The sequence below is a fragment of the Geomonas silvestris genome, from assembly GCF_014193515.1.
In the GTDB taxonomy this organism is placed as follows: Bacteria; Desulfobacterota; Desulfuromonadia; order Geobacterales; family Geobacteraceae; genus Geomonas; species Geomonas silvestris.
The window spans coordinates 38,592-52,525 of the sequence record NZ_BLXX01000004.1; the positions used below are offsets into that span (position 1 = coordinate 38,592).

The 13,934-nt window shown below is 66.5% G+C and carries 12 protein-coding genes; all 12 read right to left on the reverse strand.

Annotated features, from left to right (window positions below):
* Positions 1-61: 61 nt before the first annotated feature.
* On the reverse strand, positions 62-745 hold the full coding sequence (locus GMST_RS08300) for an HAD family hydrolase (RefSeq protein WP_183354178.1): 684 nt from the start codon (positions 743-745) through the stop codon (positions 62-64).
* Complete coding sequence (locus tag GMST_RS08305; RefSeq protein ID WP_183354179.1) at positions 723-1,943, reverse strand: 2-phospho-L-lactate transferase CofD family protein; 1,221 nt, start codon at positions 1,941-1,943, stop codon at positions 723-725. The genes GMST_RS08300 and GMST_RS08305 overlap by 23 nt, the downstream gene beginning before the upstream one ends.
* A gap of 4 nt (positions 1,944-1,947) precedes the next feature.
* Complete coding sequence (locus tag GMST_RS08310) at positions 1,948-3,174, reverse strand: glycosyltransferase (RefSeq protein ID WP_183354180.1); 1,227 nt, start codon at positions 3,172-3,174, stop codon at positions 1,948-1,950.
* Between the two features lie 200 nt (positions 3,175-3,374).
* Entirely contained in the window at positions 3,375-5,309 is a 1,935-nt protein-coding gene (gene asnB, locus GMST_RS08315) for an asparagine synthase (glutamine-hydrolyzing) (protein ID WP_183354181.1), read from the reverse strand.
* Between the two features lie 128 nt (positions 5,310-5,437).
* Positions 5,438-6,586: a glycosyltransferase gene (locus GMST_RS08320; RefSeq protein ID WP_183354182.1), complete on the reverse strand. Its 1,149-nt coding sequence runs from the start codon at positions 6,584-6,586 to the stop codon at positions 5,438-5,440.
* A gap of 112 nt (positions 6,587-6,698) precedes the next feature.
* A complete protein-coding gene (locus GMST_RS08325; RefSeq protein WP_183354183.1) occupies positions 6,699-7,571 on the reverse strand; it encodes a glycosyltransferase in 873 nt (290 codons plus the stop codon).
* Between the two features lie 11 nt (positions 7,572-7,582).
* On the reverse strand, positions 7,583-8,566 hold the full coding sequence (locus GMST_RS08330) for a glycosyltransferase family 2 protein (RefSeq protein ID WP_183354184.1): 984 nt from the start codon (positions 8,564-8,566) through the stop codon (positions 7,583-7,585).
* 9 nt (positions 8,567-8,575) lie between these two features.
* Complete coding sequence (locus GMST_RS08335; protein ID WP_183354185.1) at positions 8,576-10,102, reverse strand: O-antigen translocase; 1,527 nt, start codon at positions 10,100-10,102, stop codon at positions 8,576-8,578.
* On the reverse strand, positions 10,099-10,689 hold the full coding sequence (locus GMST_RS08340) for an acyltransferase (protein WP_198424543.1): 591 nt from the start codon (positions 10,687-10,689) through the stop codon (positions 10,099-10,101). The genes GMST_RS08335 and GMST_RS08340 overlap by 4 nt, the downstream gene beginning before the upstream one ends.
* Complete coding sequence (locus GMST_RS08345; RefSeq protein ID WP_183354186.1) at positions 10,676-11,779, reverse strand: DegT/DnrJ/EryC1/StrS family aminotransferase; 1,104 nt, start codon at positions 11,777-11,779, stop codon at positions 10,676-10,678. Before GMST_RS08345 ends, GMST_RS08340 begins: the two co-directional genes overlap by 14 nt.
* Positions 11,776-12,714: a WxcM-like domain-containing protein gene (locus tag GMST_RS22395; protein ID WP_183354187.1), complete on the reverse strand. Its 939-nt coding sequence runs from the start codon at positions 12,712-12,714 to the stop codon at positions 11,776-11,778. The genes GMST_RS08345 and GMST_RS22395 overlap by 4 nt, the downstream gene beginning before the upstream one ends.
* Positions 12,715-12,743: 29 nt before the next feature.
* A complete protein-coding gene (locus GMST_RS08355) occupies positions 12,744-13,928 on the reverse strand; it encodes a GumC family protein (protein ID WP_183354188.1) in 1,185 nt (394 codons plus the stop codon).
* Positions 13,929-13,934: the final 6 nt, after the last annotated feature.

Consider the following 13,934-nt stretch of genomic DNA (forward strand, 5'->3'; position numbering starts at 1 on the left):
ATGGGGGGACGTGAAGGGACCCGCTGTGTAGATCGAATCACGGGTTCCTTCTCGTGAGGCTTTACGGCTGCCACTGGTATCCGGCGGCCGGCACCTGTTCCGGCGGGAGCCGCAGGATGAAGCTGTAGTCGAAGGGGGGCCGCACATCCACGGTGGCGATGCCGGCCCGCGCCGCCGCCCGCAACCCGGCATCGGAATCCTCGAAGACCAGCGCCCGCCCCGGAGCCACCCCGGATAGCTGCAGCACCTTATGGTACCCCTCCGGATCGGGCTTGGCGGCGGTCACGTCGTCGCCGCAGATAAGCGGATCGAACCACCGGGAATATCCCAGCTTCTCAAGCGACAGACCCAGGGTGCCCCGCGAGCCGGAACTGTACAGCGCCATCCGGTAACGCGGCCTGACCCAAGAGAGAAACTCTGCCACCCCCGGCAGTGCTACCAGCCGGTCTTCGATGAGCCGGCGCACCAGCCGCTGCTTGGCGGCGGTCAGCTCTTCCAGCCTCCTGGACTCCAGCCGCAAAGCGTTTTGGCGCGCCACCATTTCGAGCGCATCGCGGGTTTTCATCCCTGCAATGGCGGGGTAATCCACCCGCACCCCGAACGGGGCCAGCACCTGGTTGAAAGCCAGCGCATGCAGCGGGCTCGTGTCGGCCAGGGTGCCGTCGAAATCGAAGATGAGCAGGCTCCGGTCCTGCAGGAGCTCCAGGGGGCCGAGCGCCCCTTCAGCAGAAATCGAGTGCGCCATCGTAGAGTCCCAGCACGGTCTGCACCACCTTGGGCCCGTCGTGCTTCCCCAGGTCGGCGGTAGATTCGAAAGTATCGACAAGGTAGCGCACCGGAAGGTCCCGGAAGGACTCCTCGTCGAAGACCACATAGGTATCGTCCGCTTTCAGGTGGGTCTTGTTGACCAGCACCGCGTCGAAGAGTTCCTGCATGGTGTAGCTCCGCTTGTCGGAAAGCCCTAAGTAACGGAAGGCTCCCGCCAGGTAATCGGAGGCCTTGTAGGTCGGAGTCTCGTAATCCGCGCCGATGTTGGTGATGAAGATCTTCAGCGCGCTCTTGTTGTCGGCGATGGTCGAGGCGAGCCCGGTGGAGAGGTAGGTCGGATACAGCGAGGAGTGCTGGGTCCCCGCCGAGTAGATGATGATGTCGGCGTGCTGCAGGGCGTGCTTCACCCCCTGGGAGACCGCGACGAAGCTGTGGTTGCGGGCCAGGTAATAGCGCTTCTCCTCCAGGCTCAGCGTCTCGAAGAAATCCGGGTTGAGGCTCGCGTCCAGGAGGTAGATCCGCTCGATGAGCACGTTGGAGCGGAGCTCCACGATTTCGGCCTCGCTGTAGAGCATCTCCCCGTTTTCCCTGAGCGCGACGAGTTTCTTGTCTTCGATGCTGGTGGGGAGCACGGTTCCCTTCAGTTTAAAGAGGCGGTCGATGTAACGGGTGGCGGTCTCGATGTTGCGGTCCATGGCCAGAAAGGCGCCGGCATAGATGCAGTTCATCACCGAGCAGTCCGAGAAGTCGAAGCGCTCGCAGCGCGCCTTCTCGCTCACCTCGAGACCGCTGAGAAACTCGCGCACGAAGTAGCGCAGGGCGTTCGAGACCTTTTGACTTTCGAAGCGCACCCCCGCGACAAAGTCGCTGATGCCGGAGCCGAACTCCTCCAGCTCCTTCATGACGTCGGCGCGGGCCACCCCCACCGGGTAGCGGTAGCGGAACAGGTGCAGGTTCGCCCCGTAGTCCGGATCGTTCTCCGGAAGCATAAGCTCCTGGACCTTCCGGATGTCCGAGGGGCCCAGCATTCCGAAGAAGCGGCGGATCTCGCCGGTGGACTTGCCGTCGTCGTAGGCGTTGACCACAGAGGTGACGTTCAGCCCCTGCTGTTTCAACAGCGCCGGTATGATCGCCGCCGCCCCGCGCCCTCCGTTGATGACCACCACGTTCAGCATGCGTCTACTCTCCTCGATGTGATGTAGGGAGTAACTCCCGGTAGACCTCGGCGTAGCGCCGCACCCCCTCTTCGAGGGAGAACTCCCGGCTGTGGGAGCGGATATCGAGCGGCGCTCCCGCCTTGCGGGCCAGCACCGCCTGAAGTGCAGCCAGCAGGGTCTCCTCACGGAAATCTTGCACCACCGCGGAGCCGTTTCTCTCCAGGTCGATGATCTGGTCCAGATCCCCCACCTGGGTGTTGGCGATGACCGGCACGTTGCAGGCGAAGAGTTCGGCAAGCTTGGTGGGCGAGCAGCCGGCCTTGGAGAGACTGGGACGGATGAAGACCACGGAGAGCTCAGCCAGGGCCAGGTAAGCCGGTACCTCGCTGCGGTCCGCCGAGACGAACCGGATCCGCTCGAAGGGGATCCCCTGCTCCCGGCAGCCGGCCTCCACCAGGTCGCGACCGTTGTTGGAGACGAAGAGGAAGCAGGCATCGGGTCGCAGCTTGAGCAGTTGGCGAAACAGCGTGAGCATCTCGTCAAGCAGGTAGTCGGGCCCCAGGCTTCCCAGGTAGAGAAGCACGAAGCGCCCGGGCTCCAGGCCGGCCTGGCGGCGCGCCTCGTCGCGCTCTTTTTCCGCGACCCGCGAGAGATCGAAGTGAGCGAAGTCGGCGCAGCACGGGATCACCTGGAAGCGCGTCTGCGGCCCGGGATCGGCGGAGAGGTACCAGTCGATGAGCAGCGTACGGGCCCGGGCGGTGAGGCACACTATCTTGTCAGCACTGCGCACCAGGTCCGGTTCGAGCGACTTGATGTAGCGATACGGGAGCTTGAACCTGCGGGTATCGAGCCGTGTATCGGGCCAGAAGTCCCTGAAATCAAAGATCAGCTTTACTGAGAACTTTTTGATTAATTTTTTCCCAATGATAGTAGCAGGAAAACAACGGCAGTGCAATATGTGAATCGGCTCATTTTTGATTATCTCAGCAGCGGCCCGGTAGAGACGGACGAGCTCGCCTATGAAAGAGAAAAACGAGAAGCGGTTGGAGTACCTGACAGTGGTCCAGGAAATCCCGGCGGCCTGAAAGATATCGCGGTACTTTGCTGAGAGTGCCTCGCGTCCCGGCTTCTCGGCACTGAGCACGTGGATCCGGAACCCCTGCCCCGCGAGCCCCAGCAGGTAAGGAGCGATCTGCGAGCGCCCGATGTGGTCGGTGATGCCGTCGTGAGTCAGGTACAGCACAGTCATGATCCCTCCAGGTCCCTCATCCGCCGTCTGCCAATCGCCGCAACTCAACGCCGGGGCCGACGCTAAAGCACGGTTTGCCCTGTATCTTTGTCTTCCAATGCTACATCCGACATCCCAAGGCCGACCCGCGTTCCCCTCTCCCCTTGCGGGAGAGGGACAGGGTGAGGGGGAAGGTGCCAGTTGCAGCACAGATGGCAGCGTCACCCACCGTTCCCGGAGGAACCTTCCAAAAGCCACGCCTGGAACATGAGCACCGGCCAGAGTTCGAAGGTCCGATCTTGGGCGCCGGTTACGTGTTCCTGCCAGGTGCGGCGGATCGGTCCGGGAACCAGCAGCCCGCTGTGCTGAAGCGCCGCCTCGCTGAGCAGGCTCTCCCCCCACTCCCGGAGCGGCCCCTTAAGCCAGTGCCCCACAGGGATGCCGAAGCCGCTTTTGGGGCGGTCCACCAAGTGACGCGGTAGGTACTGGTACAGCACCTGGCGCAGGAGCCACTTCCCCTCTCCGTCGCGCCACTTGAAGTGCCGCGGCAGGCGCCAGGAGAGCTCGATCACCTCGGGATCCAGCAGGGGGATCCGGGTCTCCAGGCTCACGGCCATCGCTGCCCGGTCGACCTTCACCAGGATGTCGTCGGGAAGGTAGCGCTGGAAATCGAGCAGCATCAGGTGTTCCAGCACCTTAGGGTGCGCCTCCCAGAGTTCCCGGTTCGCCTTCGGCAGGACCGGGAGAGCTGTGTAACCGGTGGCCTCACCGGCCCAGCGGTCGTAACAGGTCAAAAGCTCGTTCAGTTCGGGTACCGAGCCTGCAGCCGCCAAGCGGGCCAGGCGCCTGAGGCGCGCGAGGTCGGGACGTTTCCCCGGCAGGCGCCCCAGCGCACCCTCGACCAGCGAGAGGGCCGGCTCCACGCCGCGCAAGGCGGCGCGCCGCAGCGCTGCCGGCAGGCAGGAGATCCTGCGCCAGTGCCGCTCGATAAGTGCGTAGCGCCGGTAACCTCCGAAGAGCTCGTCGCCGCCGTCACCGGAAAGCGAAACCGTGACCTGGCTCCGGGCCAGACGTGCCAGCAAAAAAGTGGGGATCTGTGAGGAGTCGGCGAACGGCTCGTCGTAAAGCCGCGGCAGCTGCGGGATAACCTCGAGCGCCTCGCGGTCGGTGACGTAAAGCTCGGTGTGCTCGGTCCCCAGGTGGCGCGCCACCGCACGCGCCTGGGCGGCCTCGTCGTACCCCTTCTCATGAAAGCCGATGGTGAAGGTCTTGACCGGTTGCGCGCTCTGGGCCTGCATGAGCGCCACCACCGTGGATGAATCTATCCCGCCGGAGAGAAACGCCCCTAGCGGAACGTCGGCGACCATCTGCCGCTTGACCGCGCGGGATAGAGCGGCATCGAGGACCTGGAGCGCCTCCGGGTCGTTTCCGGTGAAGGGCTCGGCGCGGTGCAGCGTCTCCAGAAGCGACCAGTACGGGATGATCCGCTCGCTGCCGCTCGCCCCGCCGCGGCTCAGCGTCAAGAGGCTCCCCGCCGGGAGCTTGTAAACCCCGGGGTGAATACAGTGCGGCGCCGGCAGGTAGGTGTAGCGCAGCAGCAGGTGCAGGGAGAACGGATCCACCCCGCCGTGCCAGTCCGGATGGCGGCGCAGGGCCTTCAGCTCGGAACTGAACAGGAAGCTGCCGCCGCACCAGCCGTAGTAGAGCGGCTTCTCGCCGGCCCGGTCCCGCGCCAGGTACAGCATGTCGCGCTGCCGATCCCAGAGGGCGAAGGCGAACATCCCGGTGAAACGGGACAGCGCAGCCGCCACCCCCCAGGCGTCGAACGCGGCGAGCATGACTTCGGTGTCCGAATGTCCGCGGAAGCAGTGCCCCAATTCAGCCAGCTCCCGTTGCAACTCCCGAAAGTTGTAGATCTCCCCGTTGAAGGCGAGGACGTAGCGCCCGCTTGCGGCGTGCATGGGCTGGTGTCCCGCGCCGGAGAGGTCCAGGATCGCCAGGCGCCGGTGCGCCAGCCCCACCCCCTTCTCGGCGTCGTACCAAAGCCCTCCGTCGTCCGGCCCGCGGTGCCTGAGGGCGTCGGCCATGGCGCTCAGGGTCTCATCGAAGTGAGCCGTCTTCTCGCCGGGAGCCAGATAACCAGCTATGCCGCACATGTGGTCTCCTTGAGATTCTCTCAACTACCAGGGCTCACAGGGGTCCCCTCTCCCCTTGCGGGAGAGGGACAGGGTGAGGGGGAGGACGCCACTTCGTTGCAGATGGCAGCTTCACCCACCCCCTCCCGTCAAGGGAGGGGGAGATCAGAACGTTCCTGCTCCGGGAGCAGCAGTTCGAGGTAGCGTTCCGCCGCCTGGTCGACGCCGAAATCTGCAGCGCGCGCCTGAAGCGGCGCCGGGTCGTGCCGCTCGGCAAGTGCGGCCAGGATCGCCCCTGCCAGCGCCTCGGGATCCCCCACCGGAACCAGCCGGCCAAACCGGCCGTCGCAGAGGATCTCGCGGGGGCCGCAGGGGCAGTCGGTACTCACTACCGGCCTCCCCGCCTGGAGCGCCTCGATGATCACGGTGGGGAGCCCCTCGCCGCGCGAAGAGAGCACGTGCAGCTCGGCCCGCTCGTAGAACGGTGCGGTCTCGGGGACTTGGCCATACCAGAAAACCCGGCCACTCAGCCCGAGCTCAGCAGTCAGAGCCTCCAGTACGCGACGCGCCTCCCCTTCCCCGAGCACCAGGAGCCGTGCGTCGCAGCGTTCGCGCACCCGGACCAGCGCGCGCAGGAGGGTCGGATAATCCTTGATGTCGGTGAGCGTCCCCACCGCCAACAGGCGCCGGTGTTCCCCCTGCCACCACTCCCGCGGAAGATCCGCCTTGGAAGGGAGAGCAGGCACCGAAGCGGCAACGGGATTGTAGATGGTGTCGATCCGCCACGGCGCTACTCCGGCAAGGCGCGCCAGGTCGGCTGCGGCCCCCCGGGAGACCGTCAGCGCTGCGCCCGCCAGGGGGAGCGTGAGCCTCATGCTCAGGCGAAAGGCCAGGCGCCGCAGCGGGTTCTCCAAGAGCGGAGAGGTGGACCAGGTCGTGTGTTCCGCCACCACCACCCGGGTCTCGCCACCCGAGAGGAGTCCGGCCCAGACCCCGACCAGGCTCAGGGGCCACATGCAGGCCAGAAGCGCGGCCGGGCGCCGGCGGCGCAGGTAGCTTATGAGCGGGACGAGGACCTGCCGGATGCGCGGCACCCCCAGGTCGACCAGGTGCACCCCGGGGTCGAGCCGGTTCAGAAGCGCCCCCCGACAGGACATGAGCACCAGGTCCACCTCGAGGCCCCGGGACCGGTAGGCGTTAGCCAGGTTCACCGCGACCCGCTCGGCTCCGCCGCACCCCAGGTCAGGGAGGAGCAGCGCAATCGGGCGGGAAGCGTCCAGAGCGCGCCGGGAGGTCATCAGGCGGCACTCCCGTAACGAAGCCGATAGTAGGCGGCAAAAAGAGGTAGGAAGCGAAACTTCAGGTAGTGCTTGAAGAGCGGCTTTATTCCTGCTCCTTTGAAAACCCACTTCACCAGGTGCGCCTCGTGGGCCAGGCCGTACCCGTCGGCGAAGTCGAGGACCGCCTCGGCGTCGGCGAGCGTCCCCTCGCAGAGGTGGCGCAGCCTGCGCTCCGCCGGCAGGAGCGCCACGGTGTCGATGAGCCGCTGGCAGGCGTCGGGGAGGGTGCGCTGGGCCAGCCGCGCACAGCGGGTGCGCAGGTACTCCTCGGGCCCCCCGTCGCGGTGGCGGAGAGCCCCCCCACCACCCGGTAGCGCAGCAGGCGCCGGTTCACGTAGGCGACGCAGCCGCCGACCAAAAGCGCCCGGTACGGAAAGACCCGGTCCTCATGGATCACGCTGGAGAGGACCGGAGGGAAATCGGTCACCAGGTTCCTGGTCAGGGCGCAGGTCGCCCCCAGCACCCCTACCCTCCCCCGGGCCATCCGCTCCAGGGTGTGGGGACCCGGGTAGACCTCCTCGCGCGGCAACGGGCTCGGGCGCAGCTCGGCATCGACCGGCTCGAAGTCCGAGTAAAGCACCGCCGGCGGGGATCCCAGCCCGGTCCAGCACTCGGCCAGTGCCTGTGTCCGTTCCGGCAGCGCGATATCGTCTCCGGCCGCCACCACCACCAGTTCCCCGAGCGCCTCATTTACCAGGTCCTGGAGGTGGCCGGTGAGGCCGCGGTTCACCGGCGAGCGGCGCACCCGCACCTGGTGCGGCCCCCGGTACCCCGCCGCCAGTTCCCGAAGCACCTGGAAGGTGCCGTCTGTGGAACAGTCGTCCGAGATGATGATCTCAAGCGGGGTGTAGGTCTGGGCGAAGGCGGCCTTCACGGCCTCGCGTACCAGCTGTTCCTGGTTGTAGGCGAGTATGACGAAGCTCACCAAGGGAGCCTGATTCATATCCAGATCCTTCACGGCTGTTCGCCCCCGGCGGCCCCGGCAGACTGGGAGCGCCGTAACCCGGGAAGTGCCGGCGCGCAGCAGGCTGTAAGCAGGGCGAGCTTCGCCAGGGACTTCGGGCGGCTGAGGAGCTCTCGCGAGAGCGCCCCGCGGCGCACCAGCTGCGCGATAAAATCGGCAACCTTGGCCCGGGTCGTCGCCGGGCCGAGGGCCGCACGACGCTGGAAGAGCCACCAGGCCTGCCAGATGGCGTTCGCCGTCACCTCTTCATGCGGGGCCTCGGGGATTTCGCGGCAGAAATCGATGAGCCAGAGCGCGGCATCGAGGGAGCTCAGCATGCGCGGGTGCAGGTTGATGGTGACCGAGGCGGGGTTCACCCGGTAGTAGTAGCGGCTCTTGCACGCGCTCACCCGCTGCGCCCGCTTGAACACCAGGCGGGTCAAGAGCTCGTCGGCGGTGTGGCAGTTCTCGCGGAATTCGCCATAGGCCTTCAGGTAGAGCGAGCGGCGCGAGACCCCGAAGCAGTGGATGCGCCAGCTCCCCAGGGTTTGCAGCAGCGCCTCGCGGCCAGTCACCGGAAAGCGCTCCAGCTCATTCTCGAGCATGACCCAGCTGCGCGCGCCGTCGAAACGCCAGAGCTCCCAGATGCAGATATCGGCCTCGGCCGCCTGCGCCCCGCGATAGGCCTCGGCCAGCGCACCCGGCTCGAGGATATCGTCGGTGTCCACGAAGGCGACCCACTTCTGGGTGGCGGCATGGACACCGTCGCGACGCGCCTCGATCGCCCCGCCGTTCAGCTGTCGGGCCAGCACCCGGACGTTCGCATGACGCCGAGCCAACTCCCGCGCCAGGTTCAAAGAGCCGTCGGTCGAGCAGTCGTCGACGATGAGGATCTCCGCGGGCGGCGTCCCGGCCTGGACGGCGCCCAGACAGGCTTCCAGGTAGCCCGCGGCGTTGAAACTTGGAATGATCACCGATACCGGAACATGTCGCATGGGGTACCTTCAGGCCGAACGGGGGAGCAGCCGGAACTTTTCCAGGATGCGGCGCACCCCCAGGTCGGACATTCGCGAGATGAGCCGGAAGCAGACCAGGAAGACCGCTGCAGTGATCAGCAGGCTCACCGCCCAGTTGACCGGCTCTCGATCGTTGAAACTGCAGTTTGCAAAGAGCAGCCCCAAGGTGGCGGCGGCGACCAGGGCGAACTGCCGGGTGCGCCGGTCCCAGGCCGCCCCGACCGAGCGCCGGGTGAGCCAGAGCATGAGGCTTACGTGGAACAGGTAGAGCAAAACGAAGGCGACTCCCGCTCCGTCCAACCCCCAAAGCCGGGTGCAGCCGTAGACGAGACCGACCTGCAGGATATCGACCGCGATCTCGGATCCCAGGTAGCTGCGCCCCTCCCCCTTGGCGAGCAGCACGTACCCCAGGGGCCAGGAGAGCACCCGGCCCAGCATGCTCAGGATGAACCAGCGCAAGAGCTGGGTGGCGCCGGAAAAACTCGCCGAGTAGAAGAGCCTGAGCACCAGGGGGGCCGCGACCATGAGCAGCGAGAGCGCCGGTAGCGCGAGCAGAAGGGCCACCTGGCACTGTTCGTTGACCATCTCGACGACCCTTTTCTTGTCCTGCGCCGCCGCGCTGAGCCGCGGGTAGTAGTCCGTTCCCAGCGCGGAGAGCACGAAGCCGATCAGTATCCCCGAAAGGCTCAGGGCGGCCTGGTAGATCCCGAAGCCGGCCACACCGAAGGCCCGGCTCAAGAGGACCTGGATCAGATAGGTGGCGGCGCTCCCGGCAATCCCCGCCCCCATGAAGCTCGCCCCCAGAAGCACCAGGCGCCGCGCCTCGCCGCAGCTCTCGCGCCAGGGGAGCTCGAGCGCAGGAAGCGCCACCCGCCGCGCGAAGTACCAGGAGATGGCCAGGTTGGCCGCGGCAAACAGGAGGAGGCTCGGCACGATGCCGTCGGTCCCCCAGAGGTAGTAACAGGGGAGACTGAGCGCCGTGCCGATCAGCGAGCCGAGCACGCTGATGCGCGCCAGGTCGGCGATGCGCCGGGTACCGTTTAAGAGGGAACCCTGGGCCGCGGCGAGCGATCCGGTCCAAAGCGTGATGCCAAGGACCGCGACGGATCCTGCGTAGCGCGCGTCACCGAAGCTCAACCGGGCAAGCGGCAGGCTCAGGGCGGCGAGCGTCAGGAACCCGAAGATTCCGGTGACCCAGGCGACCCGGCGCAGGGTGATCACGGTCCGCGCGAGTTTCACCTCGTCGGCGCCGGCCGCGGCCTCGGCGACCTGGCGCACCCCGGAGTTGCCGATACCCAACCCGGTCAAGGTGCCGACCAGGGTAATGAGCTGGGTGAAGAGGCCCAAGAGGCCGACGCCGCTTGGGCCCAAAAGGAGCGCTATCGCCTTGGTGCGCACCATGCCGATCAGGATGTTCAACAGCGACGCCGCGCCGATAAGCGAAGAGGACTTGAGGATCTCCCGGAAACGCCCGGTTGCCGACGCCGCGCCGGCTGCCGCCTCCTGAACACTCACAGCTGTTTCAGGACCCGGGCCGGGTTCCCCCCCGCCACCACCCGGGGCGGCAGGCTGCGGGTCACCAGCGAGCCGTTGGCAATCACCGAGTCGCGACCCACGGTGACGCCGCGCAGAATCTTCACGTTGGAGCCGATGAATACGTTGTCCTCCACCACGACGGCGGCCGCCTCATCCGGCGAGCTCACGCGCCGGCGCTCCGGCTCGAGGCCGTGGAAGTTGCTGTCGAAGATCTCCACGAAGGTGCCGATCAGGACGTTTTTGCCGATGGTGATGCTTTTGTGTTCGCTGATGGCGACGAAGTTGTTGTTGATCCAGGTGCCGTCGCCGATGCTGATGCGCGCGCCGGGGTTGCGCGCCTCGAGGTAGGCGTAGCCGTTGAAGAAGTACGGAGAGGGAAAGACCCCGATCTTCACCCTCCCCTCGAAACAGATCTCGCCCCTCCCGGTGAGCTGCACGGGCTGCAGGAGCTCGGGCCGGCCGAGCATCCTGCAGTCCGAGAGCAGGCGGTACTTGAGGATGCGCGGAGCCTGGGCCGCGGCCACCAGCCGGGCTACCAGTCGCGCCCTCAATTTATTCCAGGGCACGGCGCACCTCGGCCACCACGCGGTCCTGGTCGGCCTCGCTTAAGTGCGGCCCCATGGGGAGGCTCAGCACCTGGTCCGCCAGCTCCTCGGAGATCGGGAAGTTGCCGCGCTTATAGCCGAGTGCCGCGTAGGCGGGCTGCAGGTGCGGCGGCACCGGGTAGTGGATCAGGGTCCCGACACCGGCCTCGGCCAGTTTCTTCTGCAACTGCTCGCGGCGCGGGTGGCGCACCACGAAGAGGTGCCAGACCGGGTCGGCCCACTTGGGGACGCTCGGGAGCACGAGCCCCGGCATCCCGGCGAGTTTCTCCAGGTAGCGGCGGGCGAGCTTGCGGCGCCGCTCGTTCCAGTCGTCGAGCTTGGCCAGCTTCACGCGCAGGAGCGCCGCCTGCAGCTCGTCCAGGCGCGAGTTGAAGCCGAGCGACTCGTTGTGGTACTTCACGTGCGAGCCGTAGTTGCGCAGCACCTTGACGCGCCGGGCGAGTTCCGGGTCGTTCGTGGTGACCGCCCCGCCGTCCCCGCAGGCCCCCAGGTTCTTGCCGGGATAGAAGCTGAAGCCGGCGGCGTCCCCCAGCGAGCCGGCGCGGCGTCCGTGATAGCGGGCACCGTGGGCCTGGGCGCTGTCCTCGATCACCTTCAGGTTGTGGCGCCGGGCCACGGCGAGGATCGGGTCGATATCGGCGGTCTGGCCGTAGAGGTGTACCGCCAGGATCGCCTTGGTGCGCGGGGTGATGGCGGCCTCGACGCGCGCCGGATCCATGTTGTTGGTCGCCGGATCGGGCTCAACCGGGACCGGGCGGGCGCCGGTGTGGGTGATGGCGAGCCAGCTCGCGATGTAGGTGTTGGTGGGGACCAGCACCTCGTCGCCGGGGCCGAGGTCGAGAGCGCGCAGGATCAGGTGCAGCGCCTCGAGGCCGTTACCGACGCCGACGGCATGCTCGGTGCCGCAGTAGGCCGCGAACTCCGCCTCGAAGGCCTCCAGTTCGTGTCCCATGATGTGGTAGCCGGACTCCATCACCTTGCGGTAGGCGGTGTCCAGATCGTCTTTGAGTTCGAGATACGGGCTTTTGAGATCGAGAAAGGGAATGGTCATGGTTGGGTCACCTCGGTGAGGTACTCATCGTAGTCACGGATGTAGTCCTCTGCGTTGTAGATGTCGGAAGCAAGCACGAGTAGTACGGCATCGGGAGAATACTTGTACTGCACCGCCCAGACCATGGGCGGGATGTGCAGTCCGGCGCCGGGGGTGTCGAGCAGGTACTCCTCGCGGAGCCTGCCGTCATCCACCAACACCGAACAGGAGCCCTTGACGCAGACCAGGAACTGGTGCAGCTCGCGATGGGCATGTTCGCCGCGCACCTCGCGGCTTTTCACGTCGTAGACCAGGAAGTAGCGCTTCGGGGCAAAGGGGAGGTACTGGTCGATCTCGGCGAAGGAGAGGCTGCCGCGCAGGTCGGGGATGATCGGCAGGTGCACGAACTGGACTCCGGGAATCGCCGAGTTCCCGAAGGGTCCAGTGTTGCGCCGGCTGGCGACGGCGTCCTTCTGGCGCGCGGGGATGGCCGAGACGTAGCCGGTGATGCGCGCCGGGTTCCCCACCACGATGGCGTTGGGGGGGACGTTGCGGGTCACCACCGCACCGGCCCCGACCATCGCCTTGCGCCCGACGGTGACCCCCGGCAAGAGCGTCGCGTTGGCACCGATGGAGGCCCCCTGTTGCACCACGGTGCGGGCGAAGCTTTCGGGAAACTGCTTGCTGCGCGGGAAACTGTCGTTAGTGAAGGTGGCGTTGGGGCCGATGAAGACGTCGTCCTCGATGCGGGTGCCGTCCCAGAGCTGCACGCCGCACTTCAGGGTGACCCGGTCCCCCACCACTACGTCATTTTCCAGGAAGACGTGGTCGCAGATGTTGCAGTCCGCGCCCACCTGGGCACCCGGGAGGATATGGGCAAAGGCCCAGACCCGGGTGTTGGCGCCGATCCGCTCGCTTTCCACCAGCGCCTGCGGATGTGCGAAGTACTGCTTCATGGTTCCTCCGTTTGAAAGGTTCACGCGGGTTACTTGAAGCTCAGTGCCTGACGTTTGAGATGCTGGAGCGCCTCGCGCTCCTCGTTGGGGAGGCGCTCCAGGAACTCGAGCCCCAGGACCATCAGGACCGAACCCAGGAACGCCACCAGGGTGGACATCAAAACCAGGACCGAACGCCGGGGCCGGCTGCGCAGGTCCGGTACCACCGCCTCGTCCAGGATCTGCAGGGACGAGGAATCCTTCGCGTAGTTCAATTTGGCGAGCTCGTACTGCTTGGAGAGCTGCTCGAAGATCGCCTCCTGCACCTTCAGCTCGCGCAGTTTCCTGGCGTACTCGAGCCCCACCTGCGGGACGCTCCCGATGGCCGGGACCGGTTCGCCTCCGGAGCTGTTCCCGGCGGCGCGGGAGAGCTCGGCTCTCAAACGGTTCACCGCGGCCTTCAGGGCCTGCACATCGGGGCTCGCGTCGGTCTGCGAGTTGCGCAGCACGGCGAGCTGCACCTCCTTGTTGGCAATCTCGGCCTTGAGCCGGACCACCCCGGAGACCGAGGCCCCCGCCTGGGCCTCCAGCCGCACGATCTTGCTCTGCTGCGAGAAGTTCTTCAGGTCGTCTTCCGCGCGTTTCAGGTCCTGCTTCACCACCTCGAGCCGCTTCTCCAAAAAGAGCTTCTCCGATCCCGCCTTGGAGATGTTCAGGCGCACCAGGGTCCGTCCCAGTTCGTCGGCGTAGGTGTTGGCGAGCTGGGCGGAGAGTTTAGCCTCCGGAGCCTCGGCGGTGATGGCGATGATGCCGTCTTTCCCCACCTGCGCCTTCACCGAGTGCTCCAGCTGCGCCCAGGCCTGTTTCACCGATCCGACCCGGTAGACACCGGTGAGCCCCAGGCGCTGGATCACGGTCTCCCCCACCGAGCGGCTGCGCAAGATCCCCAGGTAGAGTTCGCTGTCAATGCCGCCGCGGCCGGCGCCGGCCAGCATGGCGAGACCGCCCATCTGGCTCAGCATCGAGGTGATGCCGCCGGCCTCCTTCTGCGGCGGGAGCACCTTAACGGTCGCGCTGTAGACGCTGGGGAGGGTCAGGCTGTAGAGCGCCGAGAGGATCGCGCTCGTGAGGCAGATGGCAGCGATCAGCCTCTTGCGCCGGGCCACTACCCGCAGGTAGTTGAGTACCTGGAGCAGCATCTTCTCTTCATTTGCCTGGATCTGCGCTGCGGTCATCCCCGC